The sequence below is a fragment of the Arthrobacter sp. D1-17 genome (genome assembly GCF_054130535.1).
Genome location: NZ_CP096382.1, coordinates 87,819 through 105,402, shown reverse-complemented (window position 1 = coordinate 105,402; position 17,584 = coordinate 87,819). Strand labels below are relative to the sequence as shown.

Sequence of the window (17,584 nt, the reverse complement as noted above, 5' to 3'; positions counted from 1 at the left end):
GGAAGGCTACGCGCGGACCTTGAGCGCCCCGGGGTCCAGGCGGATGGAGAGGTGTTTCCCCGTCCCGACGTGATCACCGTCTAGCTGGAATTCCTCGTCAACCTCCAAGGTCACTTCGGCGGTTTTGCCTTTGAAATACTCGGCGGATTCGCGCTTGTTCTTCTTACGGCCAAAGATGCCGGCAATCACGCCAAGCCAGCCGAAGCGGCCGCGGGGTGCGAGGACAAGAAGGTCCATCACGCCGTCGTCGATCTTCGCCTCCGGAAAAATCTCGATGCCGCCCATGATCCGGCCGCAGTTGCCGATCATGACGCTGCGGATGCGGCGCCTCACCGGATGCCTATCATCGACTTTGACCGTGGCCCGGACCGGTTTGCCGGGCAGCTTGCGGATTCCCGCTTCAACGTAGGCGAGCCAGCCCATGCGGTCCTTGAGCACGTCGACGGTGTCGGCCATGATCGCCGCGTCATAGCCCACCCCTGCCATCACCAGGAACACGTTCTCCTCCTCGGAGCGGTTCAGTCGGCACCTGATCACGTCCACCGTGCGTTCCGTGCCGTTCAGGACGTCGTAGGCTGCGGAGACGGGATCGTTGATGTCTATGCCCATGTTGCGCGCGAGCAGGTTGCCGGTCCCAAGGGGCACAAGGCCCAGGGGTGTGTCCGTTCCTGCGAGCACCTCGGCAACGCAGCGCACAGTGCCGTCACCGCCTGCCGCGATGACGACGTCGACCCCAGCCTCGAGCGCCTGGCGCGCCTGTCCCACGCCGGGGTCCTCGATAGTGGTTTCAAGCCACAGCGGTTCGGCCCAGCCCTGCGTGTCGCACAGCCTGATGAGTGAAGCACGGAGTTCAGGACCCACGGACTTGGACGGGTTGATGACCACGGCTGCCCGCCGCGGGGAGGATGCGTTCTCGGCTGACATGTCGTCCTTCGGCTGCAGTTATGCGGTTATCACCACGGACTCAAATCGTAGCCGGGTATCACGTATTTCCGCAGCTATCGGCCTACAGCGCCTTCACAGACCCCAGCACCTTGGTCAGGGACTCCTTCGCATCACCGAACAGCAGGGTGGTCTGCGGTTCGAACATGAGGTCATTTTCGATCCCGGCGAAGCCCGGGCGCATGGAGCGCTTAAGAAAGACGACCTGCCGGGCATCCGCCACCTCGAGGATCGGCATTCCGTAGATCGGCGAGCCGGCAGTGGTCTTGGCGGCCGGATTGACAACGTCGTTCGCGCCCACCACCAGGGCCACGTCCGCGGTGCGGAATTCGGAGTTGATCTCGCTCATTTCCTTCAGTGACTCGTAAGGCACATTGGCCTCGGCGAGCAGCACGTTCATGTGCCCCGGCATGCGGCCGGCCACTGGGTGGATAGCGAAGTCCACCCTGACACCGCGGGCTTCGAGCGCCTGCGCCAGTTCCGCCGCCGTGTGCTGGCCCTGCGCCACCGCGAGGCCATACCCCGGAACGATGATCACCCGCTGCGCGTAGCCCAGCAGCACTGCGACATCCTCCGGGCTGGAGGAGCGCACTGGGCGGTCGCTCACCGCGGTGGATCCCGCCGTCGAACCTCCCCTAAACGCGCCGAACAGGATGCCAGCAACACTGCGTCCCATCGCGGCCGCCATGGCGCGGGTGAGGATGGTGCCGGACGCGCCGACAAGGGTACCGGCCACCACCAGGAGCACGTTGCCCAGCACCAGCCCCGATGCGGCCACGGCCAGCCCGGTAAAGGCGTTCAGCAGGGAGATGACGATCGGAACGTCCGCGCCGCCCACCGGCAGGACCAGCAGCACTCCGGCGACCAGCCCCAGCAGCAAAAGCACCAGCGCGAGAGCGAGCCACCCGCCCAGCACGACGGCGGCAGCCGCACCCACCGCCGCGAGCAGCACGGCGCCCATCAGGGCCGGCAGCCCCGGAAACACCACGGGACGCGTGGTCATCAACTCTTGCAGTTTCGCGAAAGTCACGGCGGATCCTGCGAAGGACAGGGCGCCGACGAGCAGGGTGAAGACGACGGCGACGCGCACCCACGTGTCCTCCGCGTGGGGCAGCTCGAGCAGCGCCACGAGAGCCGCCGCCCCGCCGCCCACACCGTTAAATAGGGCCACGAGCTGCGGCATCTGGGTCATCTTCACCCGCCGGGCGACTGGCGCAGCCACCCCTGCTCCCACCGCGATGGCGCCCAGGATCCACGGGATGTTGTCCAACCTTGTCGAGAAAAAGACCGTCACGACGGCGACCAGCGCACCGAAGGCGCCGATAAGGTTACCCCGACGGGCAGTACGGGGCGAGTTGAGGCCTTTCAGCGCCAGAATAAAAAAGACGGCGGCGGCCAGGTAGAGAAGCGCGACGATCGTGGGGTCGAGCAGGCTCACTGGACGCTCCCCTTGCTTCCGCGCGCGTGGATTTCCCGTGTCCGGGTTCCACTTGAAGTTTCCCCGGCGGGCAGTTCCGCCCGCTGTTTCTTGGCCTTGTTTCCGCGAAACATTTCCAGCATCCGGTCCGTCACCACGAAGCCGCCCACGAGGTTCGCCGTCGCAAGCACCACGGCCAGCAGGGCCACGGCGAGCTCCCACGGGTGCGCGGCCTGGCCGGCCACGATGATGGCGCCGACCAGGATGATGCCGTGGATCGCATTGGCCCCCGACATCAGCGGCGTGTGCAGCGTGCTCGAGACTTTGGAAACCACCTCGAAACCCACGAAGACCGCGAGTACCGTAATGGTCAACAAGCTGATGCCATCCATCAGGCCACCCCCTCGTTCTCGGACGCCCGCTGCGTTTGGGACGCGTGCTGTACGCCGGCCTCGGCGTTCCCGGCACCGTTGTCCGGCGCGTTCTCAGCAGTGAGTGCCGCCAATGCCTCCGCCGTCGGCGCATGCCGCACCACGCCGTCATGCGTCAGGCACGCACCAGCGATGACGTCGTCTTCAAAGTCCGGCACCACTATCCCGTCCCTTGTCATGAGCGTCAGCAGGTTCGACACGTTCTTCGCGTACAGGCGGGAAGCGTCCGTGGGCATCGCGGACGGCGCATCCTTCAGCCCCACCAGGGTCACGGTCCCCTTGCCGTCGGCCGTGGTCACGTGGATGTCGCGGCCGGGAACCGACCCCTCCACGTTGCCGCCGGACTCTGCGGCGAGGTCGACGACGACCGATCCGGGGCGCATCGCCTCCACCATGTCCCGGGTCACCAGGAGCGGCGCGCGCCGTCCAGGGACGGCCGCCGTCGTGATTAACACGTCCGCTTCGGCGACGTGCGGTGCCAGGAGCCGGCGCTGCAGGGCACCGCGGTCGGCGCTGAGCTCGCGGGCGTAGCCTCCGGATGCCTCCGCAGTTTCTAGGTCCAGCTTGATGAAGGTGCCACCCATCGAGGTGACTTCCTCCGCCGAGGAAGGCCGGATGTCGTTTGCCGAAACCCGGGCGCCGAGTCTCTTTGCCGTGCCAATGGCCTGGAGTCCCGCCACACCGACGCCGAGCACCAGCACCCGGGCGGGCGGAACGGTTCCCGCGGCGGTCATGTAAAGCGGAAAGAACCGCGGGAGGCGGATCGCAGCTTCGAGCACGCAGCGGTAACCGGCAACGAGGGCCTGCGAGGAGAGGGCGTCCATCGATTGGGCACGGGAGATACGCGGCACAAGTTCCAGGGCGAAGGACGTGATGCCGCGCTGCGCGAGCTCCATGACGACGGCGAGTTCAGACGACGGCGAGGCCAGGCCCACGGTGATGGCGCCCCGGCGCAACGCTGTTGCCGTCTGGTGCTCCAACGGGCGGACGTGACCGTAGACGTCGAGGGTCCCGACGTCGAGATCCTGCACCACCAGGGCGCCGGCCTGCTGGTAATCCTCGTCACCGTGGCCTGCGAACACCCCGGCCCTGGATTCCACGAGCACTTCCAGGCCCAGTCCCCGCAGCTGCTTCACGGTCTCTGGCGTCGCGGCGACCCGCCGCTCGCCCTCCCGGCGTTCCCGCGCTATGCCCAGCCTCACCCGCCACTCCCCTCGAACGGGTGCAGCGGCGCCGTCGTCGCGGGTTCTTCCCCTGCTCGGGGGAACTAGCGGAGCGGCGCTGCTGCACGTAGTTGGCTAGAGTCTATGACCCAGCGGGGCTGTGCGGCAGTAGCGCGGGCGATCGACTAAAAATGTCAGACCCCCTCAAACCGCCGCGAGTGCCCGTACTTACGCCAACTGCTGCAAATTGCGGTTACCGTCCGGCGGAGAAGTCTGCGGAGATCTTTTCAGCCGTCGCCACGATCTCCTTGCGCACCGAGTCCAAGTAAGCCTCGCGATCGGGTTTGGCAGCCACGGACTGGGCCTGCAGGGAGACGTTGACGGCTGCCACCACCTTCTTCCCGTGGTAGACCGGAGCGGCCACGGACATCAGGCCGAGCTCCAGCTCCTGGTCCAGCAGGCACCAGCCTTGGGTACGGACGGTATCCAGAACTGCGAGGAGCTCCTTAACACTGCCAATCGCCCGCGGAGTGAGAGGTTTGATCTCGGCGGCAGCCAGGTACTCCTTCAGTTTCTCCGGCGGAAGGGCAGCGAGGAGCACCCTGCCCATAGACGTCGCGTAGGCGGGGAACCGCGTGCCGACAGTGATGCCGATGGTCATGATTCGGCGCGTGGTGACGCGGGCGATGTAGGCGATGTCGGTGCCGTCCAGCACGGCCGCGGAGGTGGACTCCCCCAGCTTGAGGGACAGCTCCTCGAGGTGCGGCTGGGCGAGCTGCGGAAGTGACAGGCCCGAAAGATAGGCGTATCCGAGCTGCAGCACCTGGGCAGTGAGCGCGAAGGTTTTGCCGTCAGTCCGGACGTAGCCCAGCTCCACAAGCGTGTGCAGGAAGCGCCGCGCCGTGGCCCGGGTAAGGCCGGTCCGGGCAGCCACTTCGGTAAGGGTCATGTCGGCGTGATCAGTGTCGAAGGCCCGGATGACCGCCAGCCCGCGCGCCAGCGACTGCACATACTGGTCGCTGGCTGCAGGGGCTGCGTCAGTTTTCGGCGTGCGGCCTGCCCTCGGTGCGGTCCCTGCTGCTGCGTCGGTCATGATTACCAATCCTATGGGGCGCGAACGGACACTTAAGCCCCACCCCGAAGCGCGAACGGACACTTAAGGCCCTGAATTTGCGGGTTCACGGGGCCTCAAGTGTCCGTTCGGGCTGTGCGGGGGTAGGAGGATGTGGTCAGTGTTCGACGGCGGGGGCTGCTGCGAGGGGGACAGGGACCAGTTCCTGGAGTTCCTCGAGGGTGCAGCCGAAGGTTTCCCGGACGCGGACGCCGCCGGGGCCGGTGAGGAACACTGCCTTGTCGGTGTACACGCGGGTCACGCAGCCCACCCCGGTCAGCGGGTAGGTGCAGGCCTCAACGATCTTCGAGGCACCTTCCCTGGTCAGGAGTGTCATCATCACGAACACGTCCTTCGCGCCGGTGGCCAGGTCCATCGCGCCGCCGACGGCAGGGATGGCGTCCGGAGCTCCGGTGTGCCAGTTGGCAAGGTCGCCGGTGGCGGAAACCTGGAACGCGCCCAGGACGCAGATATCCAGGTGCCCGCCGCGCATAATCGCGAACGAGTCCGCGTGGTGGAAATAGGACGCCCCGGGCAGCTCGGTCACGGGGATCTTGCCGGCGTTGATGAGGTCCTCGTCGATCTGGTCCCCTGTGGCCACCGGTCCCATGCCCAGCATGCCGTTTTCGGTGTGGAGCGTGATGTTCTGCTCCGGCACCAGATAGTTCGACACCAGGGTGGGCTGGCCGATCCCGAGGTTCACGAAGGAACCCGGTGCAATGTCGCGGGCCACGAGGCGGGCGAGGTCGTCCCGGCCCAGCGGGGTCTCGGACGTCTGGATGCTTGTTTCAACAAGGCTCATCTCAGGCCACCTTTTCTGCTGCGCCGGCGGCAGCGCCGCTGGAATCGATACGGACGATGCTGTTGACGTAAATGCCGGGGGTCACGACGTTTTCCGGGTCCAGCGCGCCGGTGGGCACGATTTCGGAGACCTGGACGATGGTGTGCCTGGCGGCGGCGGCCATGATCGGGCCGAAGTTCCGGGCGGTCTTGCGGTACACCAGGTTTCCCACACCGTCCGCCTTCAGCGCCTTGATCAGGGCTACATCGGCGTGGATGGGTGTTTCGAAGACCTGCCCGCGGCCGTCGATGATGCGGGTTTCCTTGCCCTCGGCGAGCATGGTGCCGTAGCCGGTCGGGGTGAAGAAGCCCCCGATACCCGCGCCGGCGGCCCGGATGCGCTCGGCCAGGTTGCCCTGCGGAACGAGCTCCAGCTCGATCTCCCCGGCCTTGTACTTGGCGTCGAAGTGCCAGGAGTCGGACTGCCGCGGGAAGGAGCAGATCATCTTGCGGACCCGGCCTTCCTTGATCAGCAGCGCCAGACCCTGGTCACCCTGGCCTGCGTTGTTGTTCACCACGGTCAGGTCCGTGGCGCCGCCGTCCAGCAGCGCGTCGATCAGTTCGAACGGTTGGCCGGCGTTCCCGAACCCGCCGATCATCACCGTGGAGCCATCCTTGACGGCCGCGACGGCCTCGCCAACCGTGTCAATGAAATTCAGCATGGCCTATGCCTTTCCTGTGGTGGTGCCGGAGGAAGCGGTGACGTTTTCGAGCACCACGGCCAGGCCCTGCCCGACGCCGATGCAGATCGCCGCCACGCCCCAGCGTTCGCCGGAGGCCTGCAGACTGCGCGCCAGGGTGCCGAGGATGCGCGTTCCGGAGGCACCCAGCGGATGGCCCATGGCAATCGCGCCGCCGTGCCGGTTAACGATCGTAGAGTCGATGCCCCAGGCGTTGATGCAGGCCAGGGACTGCGCGGCGAACGCTTCGTTAAGTTCGACGGCGCCCACCTGGTCCCAGCCGATGCCCGCCTTTTGGAGGGCCTTGTTCGCCGCCTCCACCGGGGCGAAGCCGAAGTACTGGGGGTCGTTGGCGTGGGCGCCGCGGCCGGCGATGCGGGCCAGCGGTTCCAGTCCCAGGATGGAAGAAGCGCCCTCGGATCCGATCCAGGCTGCGGAGGCGCCATCGGACAGTGGCGAGGCGTTGCCCGCGGTGACAGTGCCGCCGACCTCGGCGCCTTCGGGCTCAGACCGGAACACGGTCTTCAGCGAGGCGAGCTTCTCCGCGGTGGAACCGGGCCGGATGCCCTCGTCCCGCACCAGGTCAGTGCCGGGAACCGGAGCCACCAGGTTGTCGTAAAACCCCTCGTCCCAAGCCGCGGCCGACAGGTTGTGGGAGTTAGCCGCGAACTCGTCCTGCGCCTGGCGGGTCACCTTGTACTTCTCACGCAGCCGCTCGGTGGCCTCACCCAGGGAAATGGTCCATTCCTTCGGCATGGCCTTGTTCACCAGGCGCCAGCCGAGCGTGGTGGAGGCGAGGGTCAGATCGCCGGCCGGGTAGGGCTTCTCCGTCTTGGGCAGCACCCACGGCGCCCGCGACATGGACTCGGCGCCGCCCACCAGGACCAGATCGGCGTCACCGGCATTAATCTGCCGCGAGGCGATGATGGCCGCATCCAAGGAAGACCCGCACAGCCGATTGACGGTTGTGCCGGGGATCGATACCGGCAGGCCCGCGAGCAGGGTCCCCATGCGGGCGATGTTGCGGTTCTCCTCGCCGGCGCCGTTGGCGTTGCCGAACACCACCTCATCGATCCGCTCAGGATCCAAACCGGGAACACGCTTCACCGATTCCTTAATCACGTGCGCGGCGAGGTCATCCGGACGGACGGCGGCAAGGCCGGAGCCGAACTTCCCGAAGGGAGTGCGCACGGCGTCGTACACAAAAGCCTGATTCATATGTTCCTCTAATTCTCTATATCCAACTGACTGGCAGTCGTGATCTAGTTGGGCGGGGTGGGGGCTTCGTCGAGCCCTGGCTTGTCCATTGCAGCGTTGTCCATCTGCTGAAAGACCTGCTGGGCAGTTTTAAAGGCGGTGTTGGCGGAGGGGACCCCGCAGTAGATGGCGGTCTGCAGCAGGATTTCCTTGATTTCGTCCCTGCTCAGGCCGTTGCGGACGGCGGCGCGAATGTGCATCGCCAGCTCTTCCCAGTGCCCGTGAGCCACCATCGCCGTAATGGTGACGGCGGAGCGCATCTTCCGGGACAGGCCCGGCCTGGTCCAGATGCCGCCCCACGCAATGCGGGTGATCATGTCCTGGAAGTCCTCGGTGAACGGGTCCTTGTTCGCGTTGGCCCGGTCCACGTGCGCGTCGCCCAGCACTTCGCGCCGGACCGCCATGCCGCCGTCGTAAATTTCCTGGCTCGTGGCGTCCGGCTGCACGACACCGTGGCGCTCGGCGCCTTCCAGTGCGCTCATTTCGTGGCTCCGCGGGCTTCGCTCCAGACAATCAGGCTCCGCAGGAGTTCGGCAACGTGGCCCGGCGCTTCGGCGGGCGCGAGGTGCGCCACGCCTTCCAGCGTCGCGGCCGAGGCGGTGCCCCCGCCGGCGGTGATCCCGGTTGCCACCTCTTCGGCGAACGACGGCGGCGCAACGGTGTCCAGCGCTCCGGCCACTGCCTGCGTGGGAACGCTGATGCTGCCGAGCTGGTCCCGGACGTCAAAACCGGCGAGGGCTTCGCAGCAGAAGGCGTAGCTGAAGCGGTCGGCGTCGCGCAGGGCGTGCAGGAGGCTGCTGCTGACTTCGGGCTCGCGGTCCATGAAGCCCGGGGCAAACCAGCGCTCGGCGGACCCCTGGATCATCACGGGAGTGCCCTGGGCGCGGACAGTTTCGGCGCGCTCCAGCCAGGCCTCGGGCGTGCCGAGTTTGGCACCGGTGCACTGCACCGACAGGCTCCTGAGCCGGTCGCCGTGCTTGATGCCGAGCTGCAGGCCGGTGGCCCCGCCCAGGGACACCCCGGCGTAGTGGAACGCTTCGCCGGGGGCAATCGAGTCGACAAGCTCGACGACGGCGTCCGCCAGATCCGCGACGGTGAACGTCTCCGCAGCTGCGGGCGAGACACCGTGGCCGGGAAGGTCCCAGGCCACCACATCGAAATCGTGGCCGAGCACGGAACCGGTCTGGGCCCACAGCACGGAGGAGGTGCCGAGCGACGGCCCGACGACAAGGAGTGGCCTGCTGCCCAAGTCGCGCTGGGGCGAAAGCAGCACGGCCTTCACTGTTGGTCTAGCCACGGGGATCTCCGTTTCGTTCAGGTTCGGTTGAAGGACCAGGTTCGGTTGAAGGACGCACATAGTCCGGGAAGGCTGCGACAATCCGGCGCGAAATCTCTGCGGCCTGGCCGAGGTAGCTCGCCGGGTCGAGCAGGCGCTCCAGCTCCTCGCCGGACAGCTTGTCCGCCGGAACCGCCTGACGGAGCAGCCGGCGATAGGTGGCGGCCTGTTCGGCGGCAGGGGCCTGCATCGTCCGATCGACGACGGCCTGCAGCTGCTGCTTGCCGTCGGCACCGGCTTCGTCGACGGAAAGCAGCGGCGCCACGGCGGCGCTCACGCCCTCACTGAGGAGGAGCGGACCGGACAGGTCGAGGTTGCGGTGCATGGCATCCGGGAAGACCTGCAGCCCTTCGGCCAATTCGCGCACGTGGCCTGCTGCCCCCAGGGCCAGTGCGAGCAGCTGGCGCAGGGCCGGCCACTCGGTGTGCCAGGCGCCGTCCGGGCGCTCGTCGTTGAAGGTGGCGGCAGCCAGGTGCAGCTGGGCGGCGAGCGCCGGGGCCTGCAGGGCGGCGCTGCGGACCAGAACGGAGAGCACCGGGTTCTGTTTCTGGGGCATTGCCGAGGAAACGCCGCGGCCGGGTGCGCGGGGCTCCGCCACCTCCGCCACCTCCGGGCGGCTCAGGAACAGGACGTCCGCGGCGATCTTGCCCAGCGCATCGACTACTCCCGCCAGCGCGTCGCCGAGCGACGTGATTGCCAGCCGGTTGGTGTGCCACGGTGCCGGGGCCGCGGCGAGTCCGAGCTGGGCGGCTAGGTCATCCGCAAGCCCGAAGGGGTTCGTGGACGTACCCGCGGTCAGCACCGTGCCCGCCGCCAGCGTTCCGGCGGCCCCGCCGGCTTGCACCGGCAGCTCAAGGGCGTCGAGCCGGCAGGCCGCGCCGGCCAGCCCCGAGAACCACTGCGCTGTCCGGAGCCCGAACGTGAACGGGAGCGAATGCTGGGTCAGGCTCCTGCCCACGCACAGGGTCTCCGCATGCTGTTGCGCCAGGCGGGCAAGCGCCGCCGTCGTGCCTTTCACGTCCGCCAGCAGCGCCCCGACGGTGTTCCGGGCGAGCAGCATCAGGGCGGTGTCCAGCACGTCCTGGCTGGTCAGCGAGGTGTGCACCGCACGCAGCGCACCGATTCCCGCCGGGTCCAGGGCCTTAACCTGGGCACGGAGGTCCACCAGCAGCGGGATGACCGGGTTGCCGCCGCCCTGCCCGCGCCGGGCGATGTCTGCGGCGTCGTAGCGGGAGGCGTCGGCAGCGTGGGCAACCACTGCGGCGGACCCGGCGGGAGCCAGGTCGTGCTTTTCCAGCACAGCCGCCCAGCCGGCCTCGACGGCGAGGATTGCCGCCAGGACCGCGCGGTCTCCGGTCAGGGCCGCCACGAGGGGCGACGCCGAAACGGGGCTCAGCAGTCCGACGTCGCCGTAGCCGGCGGCTGGCTGGGTGGCGGTCACTGTGCGGGGCCCCCGGTTTCGGTTCCCTCGAAGTCGAGGAAGACGGTCTCATCTTCACCTTGGAGGCGGATGTCGAAGGTGAGTCCGCCGTCCGCGTCGCGCCGGGCGATAAGGGTCTCGCGGCGTTCCGGATCCACGGATGACAGCAGCGGATCCTTTGCCAGCGCTTCCCCATTCTCGGGCAGGTAGATGCGCGTGAAGAGGCGGTTCATGAGGCCGCGGGCAAAGACGGCGACCGAGATGAACGCGGCGGCGCCCGGCTTGGTGGGGCCGGGGTTCACGGTGGTGAAGGTGTAGACGCCGGAGTTGCCCACCGCGCTGCGGCCCCAGCCGGTGAAGGTGTAGCCGTCGCGGACCAGCGAGCCTGTTTTGCTGACGATCTTGCCTTCGGGGTCCGGCTGCCAGATCTCAAGGATGGCGTCGGGGACCGGATGCCCGGCGCCGTCGTACACGGTTCCCTGGAGGCGGATGGAACCCGGGGATCCGGGAGCCAGCAGCTCGCGGTCCTTATCGTAGGGCAGGGCATAGCCGTAGAAGGGGCCCACGGTCTGGGCCGGGGTGGGAACTGGTTTGGTGGAGTTACTCATGGTCGTCGCCTTCCGCGCCCAGCGCCTCGTTTTCGGTCCAGGTCCGCTTGGAGCCCGTCAGGACGATGTCCCAGTTGTAGCCCAGCGCCCATTCAGGTTCAGTGAGGTCGTGGTCATAGGTGGCCACAAGCCGGTCGCGCGCGTCCTGGTCCACGATCGACTGATAGATCGGATCCAGCGGGAAAAGCTGATCGCCGGGGAAGTACATCTGGGTGATGATGCGCTGGGTGAAATCCGTGCCGAACAGCGAGAAGTGGATATGCGCGGGACGCCAGGCGTTGAGGTGGTTCTTCCACGGATAGGCGCCAGGCTTGATGGTGACGAAGCGGTAGGAGCCGTCGGGTCCGGTGATGCAGCGGCCCACGCCGGTGAAATTGGGGTCCAGTGGCGCGGGGTGCTGGTCGCGCTTGTGGATGTAGCGGCCGGAGGAGTTGGCCTGCCAGATCTCCACGAGCTGGCCTGCTACGGGACGGCCGTCACCGTCCAGCACGCGGCCAGCGACGATGATGCGTTCGCCCTGCGGTTCGCCGTTGTGCTGGATGGTCAGGTCGGACTCCAGTGCGTGCACATCCTGGTGCCCGAACGCCGGGGAGTGCAGCTCAATGGTCTCCGGGTCAGCGTGGTGCAGGCTCTTGGTGGGGTGGCGCAGGATGCTGCTGCGGTAGGGAGCAAAGTCCAGCCGCGGCTGGGTCTCCTTCGGAGCACCGTTCTTCAGGGCCTCCGCATAGGCTTCCCCGATCGCCTTGATCTCCGCGCTGAGATCCTGCTGGGTCTCGACGCGGGGCGCCGGCGCGGGCGCAGCCTCGGGAGCCGGCGTGTGCAGATCGGTCACTGCGTCGGCGAGGTCCTCCGTGAGCGCGTCAGCGTTGTACGTCTCAAGGTTCACGTCTTCAGGCACAGCAGCCTCCTTTCAATGGGTGTTGGTGTGGATGGTCACTTGGTCAGTTCGTGCAGGTGGTCGTACTGGACGGCGTGGCGCACCGGTGCATTAGGGGCACCGTAGCCGTCGTAGTTGCCGCGGCGTTCCACCATTTCAAAAAAGACGCTGCCCACGGTGTCCGTGTAGAAGTGCAGGAACTCGCCGTCGGCATCGCGGTCATAGAGCAAATTAAGGTCCCGGAGCGTGTCCAGGAAGCCGGGTTCGAGGTCAAAGCGGGCGTCCAGGTCCTCGTAGTAGTTCTCAGGGATCTGCAGGAACGCCAGCCCCCGGTCCCGTGCGGCGCGGGCGGCGGCCACCAGGTTATCCACCGCGAAGGCGATGTGCTCCTGGTAGGTCTGCGCGCCGTCCTGCTGGATCAGCGGCGCCAGGTTCAGCACCAGGCGGACCGCGCGGTCGGAGGTCTGCATGACCTGGGAGCGGACCAGTCCGCTGGGGCTTGCCACCTCGGCATACGGCTGCGGCTCCAGCGCCAGGGCGCTGGTGTAGAAGAGGACGGCCTCATCGAAGTGCTGCCACGGCTGGGCAAGGTTGACGTGGTCAATTACGGCGTTTCCGCCGCCGGCGCGTGTCTCAGATCCCTCGCCGAACTCAGGAGCCTCGCCGAATTCGCCAGTCCAGGCGGCGGTGCCGTCCGGATTGCCCTGGCACAGGAAGATCTCGGTGGAGTCCGGGGCGGCGAAGCCCTGAAACACCTCCTCGTTGGCCTGGCTCTTGCGTGGCACCACGGGGGCCTTGAGCTGCTGGGCGCGGGCCGAGGCGATGACCGGCGAATCGACGTCAAAGCCAATGGCAGCAATACCGGCGGCGATGGCCGGCGCAGCGGCGCCGTCCGGAGCCTGTTCGTTGATGATGACCCGCGCCTGGCCCATGGTCCACAGCTGCACGTCCTTGGTGCGGTGCCGGCCGTTGAATGCGAAGCCGAGCTGGCCCAGGACGGACTCCAGGGCGGCGGTATCGGCTGCCTTGACCTCGGCGAAGTTGAAGCCTGCCGGTTCCGCGACCTGCGGCAGCGTTGCCAGTTCCATGGGGTAACGACGGCGGCCTGCGGCTTTGCTGCCGCCGCCCCCTGCCGTGCCTCCGGCTCCTGCCTCCAGCCACTTCGCGCTCTGCTCCTCGAGCCAGATCAGCGAGCGCATCGCGTCCACCGCGGTGCGTTCGACATCTGACTGGCGGAAGACGTCATTGAATACCTCCAGGGACACCGGCCCGGTGTAACCGGCCCGGACCACGTGGCCCATGAATTTGGCGAGCTCGAACTGGCCCTCCCCGGGGAAGACGCGGTAGTGCCGGCTCCAGGAAAGCACGTCCATAGAGAGCCTGGGGGCGTCGGCCACCTGGACGAAGAAAATCTTGTCCGGGTTGATGGAGGCGATCGGAGCGGTGTCCCAGTCGCGGGACAGGATATGGAAGGAGTCCAGGCAGGTGCCGAGGTTGGGGTGGTCCACCATCTGCACGAGGCGGTGCGCGTGCTCGTAGTCGTTCACGTACTTGCCCCAGGCGAGCGCCTCATACGCGACCTTGATGCCGTGTTCGCCAGCCAGGCGGGCCAGGGCGGCGAGCTGTTCGGCGCGGAGGCCGTCGTCGTCGATGGTGGCGGTGGCAACGTTGGTGCAGACAAGGATGGTGTCCATCCCCAGCCGGGACATAAGCCGGAACTTGGCCTCCGCCCTGCGCAGGTTGGCGGCGAGCAGGTCCTGCCCCACACTGTCTAAGTCACGGAACGGCTGGTAGAGGTCCAGGGTGAGGCCAAGATCGGCGGCCATTTTCCGGACGTCCTCCGGGCTCAACGGGGAGGTGACGAGGTCCTGCTCGAAGATTTCGATGCCGTCGAAGCCCGCGATGGCGCAGGCCTGCATCTTTTCCTTCAGCGTACCGGCGAGGCACACGGTCGCGATCCCGGTGCGCATCAGACGGCCACCTCTTCGGCGGCGATGAGCTCCAGGAAGTGGGCGCGCATGCGGTCGGCGTCGGCATCGAGGCCGGTAAAGATGCGGAAGGCGTCGGCTGCCTGACCGACGGCCATGCGTCCGCCGTCGAGCACGTCGCAGCCCTTGGCGCGCGCCTCGCGGACGAGCTCCGTTTCGATGGGCCGGTAGACGATGTCAGCCACCCAGTGCCGGGACTCCACGAGTTCGATGTCCAGCGGCAGGCCGGGGTGCGCCGCCATGCCCACCGGCGTGCAGTGCACCAGACCGTCAGCGAGGGGCATCAGCTGCGGCAGCTCCGCCGTCGTACGGGCCGTGATGGTGTGGTCCGGGAAGAAGCCGGCCAGTTCGTCAGCGCGTTCTGCGCTGCGCGCCGGGTCCATGTCCACCAGGTCCAGCGTCTGCACCCCTGCGGTGAGCAGGGCGTATGCGACGGCGGATCCGGCGCCGCCCGCTCCCAGCTGCACGACGCGGCTGAGCCTGGCGTGGGGAAGTCCGGCTGCGAGCGCTGCGGCAAAGCCGGAGAAGTCGGTGTTGTGGCCTATGAAGCGTCCGTCCTGGATCACCACAGTGTTGACGGCACCAAGCTTTGCCGCGTCCGGAGTGATCTCGTCCAGGTGCTGCAGGACCAGCTGCTTGCACGGGTGGGTGATGTTGAGCCCATTGAAGCCCAGGCGGGAGGCGCTCTGCAGCAGGTCACCGATGGCGGCGGCAGGCAGGTCGAGTTCCTGCAGGTCGATGGGGCGGTACAGGTACCGCAGGCCCTGCAGGTCGCCTTCACGTTCATGCATATGGGGTGAGAGGGACGGCATCACGCCATCGCCGACAAGCCCAATGAGGTAGGACTCGGTTCGGTTGCTCATGCGTGCGGCTCCTTCGACATCGACACACGGCCCGCGGAGGCGCCATGGGCGGCGCCGCTAAACCAAGTGATAGGGATTACGGTACAGGAAGTGTTCATATCTTGCACTCTTGTTCTAGATACGAACAAGAGCTTCTCGCGCTGCGTCTTCTAGCGCTGCGGAAGGCGCGCGGCAAGCTCGGCCGCGGCCTCCTGAAGCAGTGGCACCAGGGCAATGAGGGTCTCCATGTCGAGGCGGAACACGGGAACCGCGGTAGCGAGGGAGGCGAAGGCCACCCCGTGGGCGTTGAAGACCGGGACGGCCACGGCGCGCATGCCGAGCTCATTCTCCTCATCCATGACCGCGTAGCCCTGGCGGCGCACCTGTTCGATTTCAGCGCGGAAGGCGTCGCGGTCGGTAATGGAGAGGCTGGTCAAAGGTTCCAGCGGGAGTTCCTCGAGCAGCCGCTCGCGCTCTTCGTCCTCAGCGAAGGCAACAAGCGCCTTGCCCACGGAGGTGGTGTGCAGCGCACCGAGGTGGCCCGGGTCGCTGGTCACCCGGAAGGTCTGCGGCCCGTCCACCTTGTTCACGGTGAGGTGGTGGATGCCGTCGCGGACGGACAGGATGGTGGCTTCCTTCGTCTGCTCCGTGACGCGCCTCAGGATGGGCAGCGCCGTGCCGGCAAAGCCGTGATGGTTGGAAACCCGCTGGCCGAGCTGGAAGATCCGCAGCCCGAGGTGGTAGCGGCGGCCGTCCGGTTCGTAGTCCACAAAGCCGTCCCGCGTCAGGGAACCGAGCAGACGGTAGGTGGTGCTGAACGGCAGTTCTGCCCGGCGGGAAAGCTCCGAGGCGCTTGCGCCGCGCGGCTCGTCGCCCAGCAGGACCAGCAGCCCCAGGGCCTTGCCCACCATGTCGGTCCGGGAGTCTTCCTTCGCGGTGTTTACTGTGGCTTCTTTCACACTCATGACTCCATGTTGCCACAATGTGAGAGCTACTTCTAGATGGTGAATAGTTTTCTTGACAGGTGACTGTCCTCACAGCCATAGTTGCTGTATCGCACCAGTAGCTCCCATCATGCGGCTACTAGTCCGGGCCTTTTACGCCGAGTTCTTACAAGGACTCATCTCCTCCCAGCAGGGCCGGCGACTGCAGCCCTCCCGATACACCGCGACACTGTCGTCACACTGAAGGAACACCATGAGCCAGACACTTCCGTCCGCCGCGCCGGACACTGTTGCCCCGGCCGGGACACCGAAGAAGGCAGCCCTTGCCAGCTTCCTCGGCAGCGCCGTCGAGTACTACGACTTCTTTATCTTCGGCTCGGCAGCCGCACTGATCTTCCCGCATGTGTTTTTCCCGAGCGCTGATGCCAATGCCGCCATCATGTCCTTCGCCACCTTCGGTTTCGCCTATGTGGCACGTCCCGTCGGCGCAGTCGTGCTGGGCCACTTCGGTGACCGCGTTGGCCGGCAGAAGGTCCTGATGTTCACCCTGCTGCTCATGGGTGCCTCCACCTTCCTGATCGGCTGCCTGCCTGACTTCAACACTGTTGGCTGGTGGGCACCGGCCCTGCTGGTGCTTGCCCGCCTCTGCCAGGGTCTGTCAGCCGCCGGCGAGCAGGCCGGCGCTTCCTCCATGACGCTCGAGCACGCGCCGGACAACCGCCGCTCCTTCTTCACCTCGTGGACCCTCACCGGCACCCAGGGCGGCCAGATCCTCGCCGCGCTCGTCTTCATCCCCGTTCTTGCCCTGCCTGACGAGATCAAGTACGGCATCGGCTGGCGCGTTCCGTTCTGGCTCAGCGCCGTGGTCGTTGTCGTGGCCTTCTTCATCCGCCGCACGCTGCACGAGCCGCCGGCATTCGCTGAGGCCAAGAAGAGCGCCGAGATCTCCAAGCTGCCTGTGGCCGACCTGCTCAAAACGCACTGGCGCGACGTCCTTCGCGTCATCTGCTGCGCGTTCATCGCGGCCGTCTCCACTGTGTTCGGCACCCTCGCCATCAGCTATGCCAAGACCGTCGCGGGCGTGGACGGCACCACCACCCTTTGGCTGGTGGTGGGCGCCAACCTGGTGGCCCTGGGCACCCAGCCGCTGTTCGGCATGCTCTCGGACAGAATCGGACGCAAGCCCGTCTTCATCTACGGTGCCGTGTCCAGTGCAATCCTCACCCCCGTCTTCCTGCTGAGCCTCGAATCCGGCAGCGTCCCGCTGATGTTCCTGGCAGCCATCGGGTTCTTCTCCTGCGGCTACGCGGCGTCCAATGCCGTCTGGCCGTCCTTCTACGCCGAGATGTTCAGCACCAAAGTCCGCTTCTCCGGCCTCGCCATCGGTACCCAGCTTGGCTTCCTGATGGCCGGTTTTGCGCCCGCCATCGTGGCAGCCATGGGCGGCATCAAACCAGGCGGCTGGGTCCAGATCAGCATCTTCAGCGCGATCATCTGCGGCGTTGCAGCTGTCTCTGCCCTCACTGCCAAGGAATCCTTCAAGATCCCCACCCGCGAGCTGGGCCTCAAGTAGGCCCGCACGCCCTGGGCGAAGACGCCCTGCCTCCAGCAGTACGGCCCGACGGCGGCTCTCCCCTTCCCGGGGCGGGCCGCCGTCGTCGTCCAGCAGCCGCTGCCATCACGCCCGAACCCAGAGCGACCGGACACTTAAGCCCCCCGCCCTGTCGG

At 66.9% G+C, this 17,584-nt stretch carries 17 protein-coding genes; 1 reads left to right on the top strand and 16 read right to left on the bottom strand.

The window, feature by feature from the left end; translation table 11 throughout:
• Positions 1 to 6 precede the first annotated feature (6 nt).
• The 16 genes from M1E01_RS00495 to M1E01_RS00420 all read right to left on the bottom strand — a co-directional run bounded on the left by M1E01_RS00495 (position 7) and on the right by M1E01_RS00420 (position 15,877).
• A complete protein-coding gene (locus tag M1E01_RS00495) occupies positions 7 to 924 on the bottom strand; it encodes a diacylglycerol/lipid kinase family protein (RefSeq protein WP_457973179.1) in 918 nt (305 codons plus the stop codon).
• Positions 925 to 1,006: 82 nt separating this feature from the next.
• Positions 1,007 to 2,380 (bottom strand): NAD(P)(+) transhydrogenase (Re/Si-specific) subunit beta, encoded by a 1,374-nt coding sequence (locus M1E01_RS00490; protein WP_457973178.1) that lies wholly within the window; start codon positions 2,378 to 2,380, stop codon positions 1,007 to 1,009.
• Positions 2,377 to 2,751 carry an NAD(P) transhydrogenase subunit alpha gene (locus tag M1E01_RS00485; protein WP_457973177.1) on the bottom strand — a complete coding sequence of 125 codons (375 nt, stop codon included), beginning with the start codon at positions 2,749 to 2,751 and terminating at the stop codon, positions 2,377 to 2,379. Before M1E01_RS00485 ends, M1E01_RS00490 begins: the two co-directional genes overlap by 4 nt.
• The gene (locus M1E01_RS00480) at positions 2,751 to 3,992 is read right to left on the bottom strand and encodes a Re/Si-specific NAD(P)(+) transhydrogenase subunit alpha (RefSeq protein WP_457973176.1); all 1,242 of its coding nucleotides are present in this window, start codon (positions 3,990 to 3,992) and stop codon (positions 2,751 to 2,753) included. The genes M1E01_RS00485 and M1E01_RS00480 overlap by 1 nt, the downstream gene beginning before the upstream one ends.
• Positions 3,993 to 4,206: 214 nt before the next feature.
• Positions 4,207 to 5,046 carry an IclR family transcriptional regulator domain-containing protein gene (locus M1E01_RS00475; RefSeq protein ID WP_457973175.1) on the bottom strand — a complete coding sequence of 280 codons (840 nt, stop codon included), beginning with the start codon at positions 5,044 to 5,046 and terminating at the stop codon, positions 4,207 to 4,209.
• A 136-nt stretch (positions 5,047 to 5,182) separates the two neighbouring features.
• The gene (locus M1E01_RS00470; protein ID WP_457973174.1) at positions 5,183 to 5,866 is read right to left on the bottom strand and encodes a 3-oxoacid CoA-transferase subunit B; all 684 of its coding nucleotides are present in this window, start codon (positions 5,864 to 5,866) and stop codon (positions 5,183 to 5,185) included.
• Position 5,867: 1 nt separating this feature from the next.
• Positions 5,868 to 6,566: a 3-oxoacid CoA-transferase subunit A gene (locus M1E01_RS00465; protein WP_457973173.1), complete on the bottom strand. Its 699-nt coding sequence runs from the start codon at positions 6,564 to 6,566 to the stop codon at positions 5,868 to 5,870.
• Between the two features lie 3 nt (positions 6,567 to 6,569).
• Positions 6,570 to 7,802: a thiolase family protein gene (locus tag M1E01_RS00460; protein ID WP_457973172.1), complete on the bottom strand. Its 1,233-nt coding sequence runs from the start codon at positions 7,800 to 7,802 to the stop codon at positions 6,570 to 6,572.
• Positions 7,803 to 7,846: 44 nt separating this feature from the next.
• Positions 7,847 to 8,323, bottom strand: coding sequence for a 4-carboxymuconolactone decarboxylase (pcaC, locus tag M1E01_RS00455; protein ID WP_457973171.1), 477 nt, complete (start codon positions 8,321 to 8,323; stop codon positions 7,847 to 7,849).
• Entirely contained in the window at positions 8,320 to 9,138 is an 819-nt protein-coding gene (locus M1E01_RS00450; RefSeq protein ID WP_457973170.1) for an alpha/beta fold hydrolase, read from the bottom strand. Before M1E01_RS00450 ends, pcaC begins: the two co-directional genes overlap by 4 nt.
• Positions 9,131 to 10,618 carry a lyase family protein gene (locus tag M1E01_RS00445; RefSeq protein ID WP_457973169.1) on the bottom strand — a complete coding sequence of 496 codons (1,488 nt, stop codon included), beginning with the start codon at positions 10,616 to 10,618 and terminating at the stop codon, positions 9,131 to 9,133. The genes M1E01_RS00450 and M1E01_RS00445 overlap by 8 nt, the downstream gene beginning before the upstream one ends.
• Complete coding sequence (gene pcaG, locus M1E01_RS00440; protein ID WP_457973168.1) at positions 10,615 to 11,205, bottom strand: protocatechuate 3,4-dioxygenase subunit alpha; 591 nt, start codon at positions 11,203 to 11,205, stop codon at positions 10,615 to 10,617. Before pcaG ends, M1E01_RS00445 begins: the two co-directional genes overlap by 4 nt.
• Entirely contained in the window at positions 11,198 to 12,037 is an 840-nt protein-coding gene (pcaH, locus tag M1E01_RS00435) for a protocatechuate 3,4-dioxygenase subunit beta (protein ID WP_457975023.1), read from the bottom strand. Before pcaH ends, pcaG begins: the two co-directional genes overlap by 8 nt.
• A 101-nt stretch (positions 12,038 to 12,138) precedes the next feature.
• Positions 12,139 to 14,052, bottom strand: coding sequence for a TIM barrel protein (locus M1E01_RS00430; protein ID WP_457973167.1), 1,914 nt, complete (start codon positions 14,050 to 14,052; stop codon positions 12,139 to 12,141).
• Positions 14,052 to 14,933, bottom strand: coding sequence for a shikimate dehydrogenase (locus tag M1E01_RS00425; protein WP_457973166.1), 882 nt, complete (start codon positions 14,931 to 14,933; stop codon positions 14,052 to 14,054). The genes M1E01_RS00430 and M1E01_RS00425 overlap by 1 nt, the downstream gene beginning before the upstream one ends.
• 149 nt (positions 14,934 to 15,082) lie before the next feature.
• Positions 15,083 to 15,877, bottom strand: coding sequence for an IclR family transcriptional regulator (locus tag M1E01_RS00420; protein WP_457973165.1), 795 nt, complete (start codon positions 15,875 to 15,877; stop codon positions 15,083 to 15,085).
• Between the two features lie 232 nt (positions 15,878 to 16,109).
• On the opposite strand from M1E01_RS00420, the gene M1E01_RS00415 reads away from it, so the two are divergent.
• A complete protein-coding gene (locus M1E01_RS00415) occupies positions 16,110 to 17,429 on the top strand; it encodes an MFS transporter (RefSeq protein WP_457973164.1) in 1,320 nt (439 codons plus the stop codon).
• Positions 17,430 to 17,584: the final 155 nt, after the last annotated feature.

Bases quoted from the DNA above. Each gene is read 5' to 3' on its own strand.
- M1E01_RS00495 (WP_457973179.1), bottom strand. From the start codon at position 924: ATGTCAGCCGAGAACGCATCCTCCCCGCGGCGGGCAGCCGTGGTCATC.
- M1E01_RS00485 (WP_457973177.1), bottom strand. From the start codon at position 2,751: ATGGATGGCATCAGCTTGTTGACCATTACGGTACTCGCGGTCTTCGTG.
- M1E01_RS00475 (WP_457973175.1), bottom strand. From the start codon at position 5,046: ATGACCGACGCAGCAGCAGGGACCGCACCGAGGGCAGGCCGCACGCCG.
- M1E01_RS00470 (WP_457973174.1), bottom strand. From the start codon at position 5,866: ATGAGCCTTGTTGAAACAAGCATCCAGACGTCCGAGACCCCGCTGGGC.
- M1E01_RS00465 (WP_457973173.1), bottom strand. From the start codon at position 6,566: ATGCTGAATTTCATTGACACGGTTGGCGAGGCCGTCGCGGCCGTCAAG.
- M1E01_RS00460 (WP_457973172.1), bottom strand. From the start codon at position 7,802: ATGAATCAGGCTTTTGTGTACGACGCCGTGCGCACTCCCTTCGGGAAG.
- pcaC (WP_457973171.1), bottom strand. From the start codon at position 8,323: ATGAGCGCACTGGAAGGCGCCGAGCGCCACGGTGTCGTGCAGCCGGAC.
- pcaG (WP_457973168.1), bottom strand. From the start codon at position 11,205: ATGAGTAACTCCACCAAACCAGTTCCCACCCCGGCCCAGACCGTGGGC.
- M1E01_RS00430 (WP_457973167.1), bottom strand. From the start codon at position 14,052: ATGCGCACCGGGATCGCGACCGTGTGCCTCGCCGGTACGCTGAAGGAA.
- M1E01_RS00425 (WP_457973166.1), bottom strand. From the start codon at position 14,933: ATGAGCAACCGAACCGAGTCCTACCTCATTGGGCTTGTCGGCGATGGC.
- M1E01_RS00420 (WP_457973165.1), bottom strand. From the start codon at position 15,877: ATGAGTGTGAAAGAAGCCACAGTAAACACCGCGAAGGAAGACTCCCGG.
- M1E01_RS00415 (WP_457973164.1), top strand. From the start codon at position 16,110: ATGAGCCAGACACTTCCGTCCGCCGCGCCGGACACTGTTGCCCCGGCC.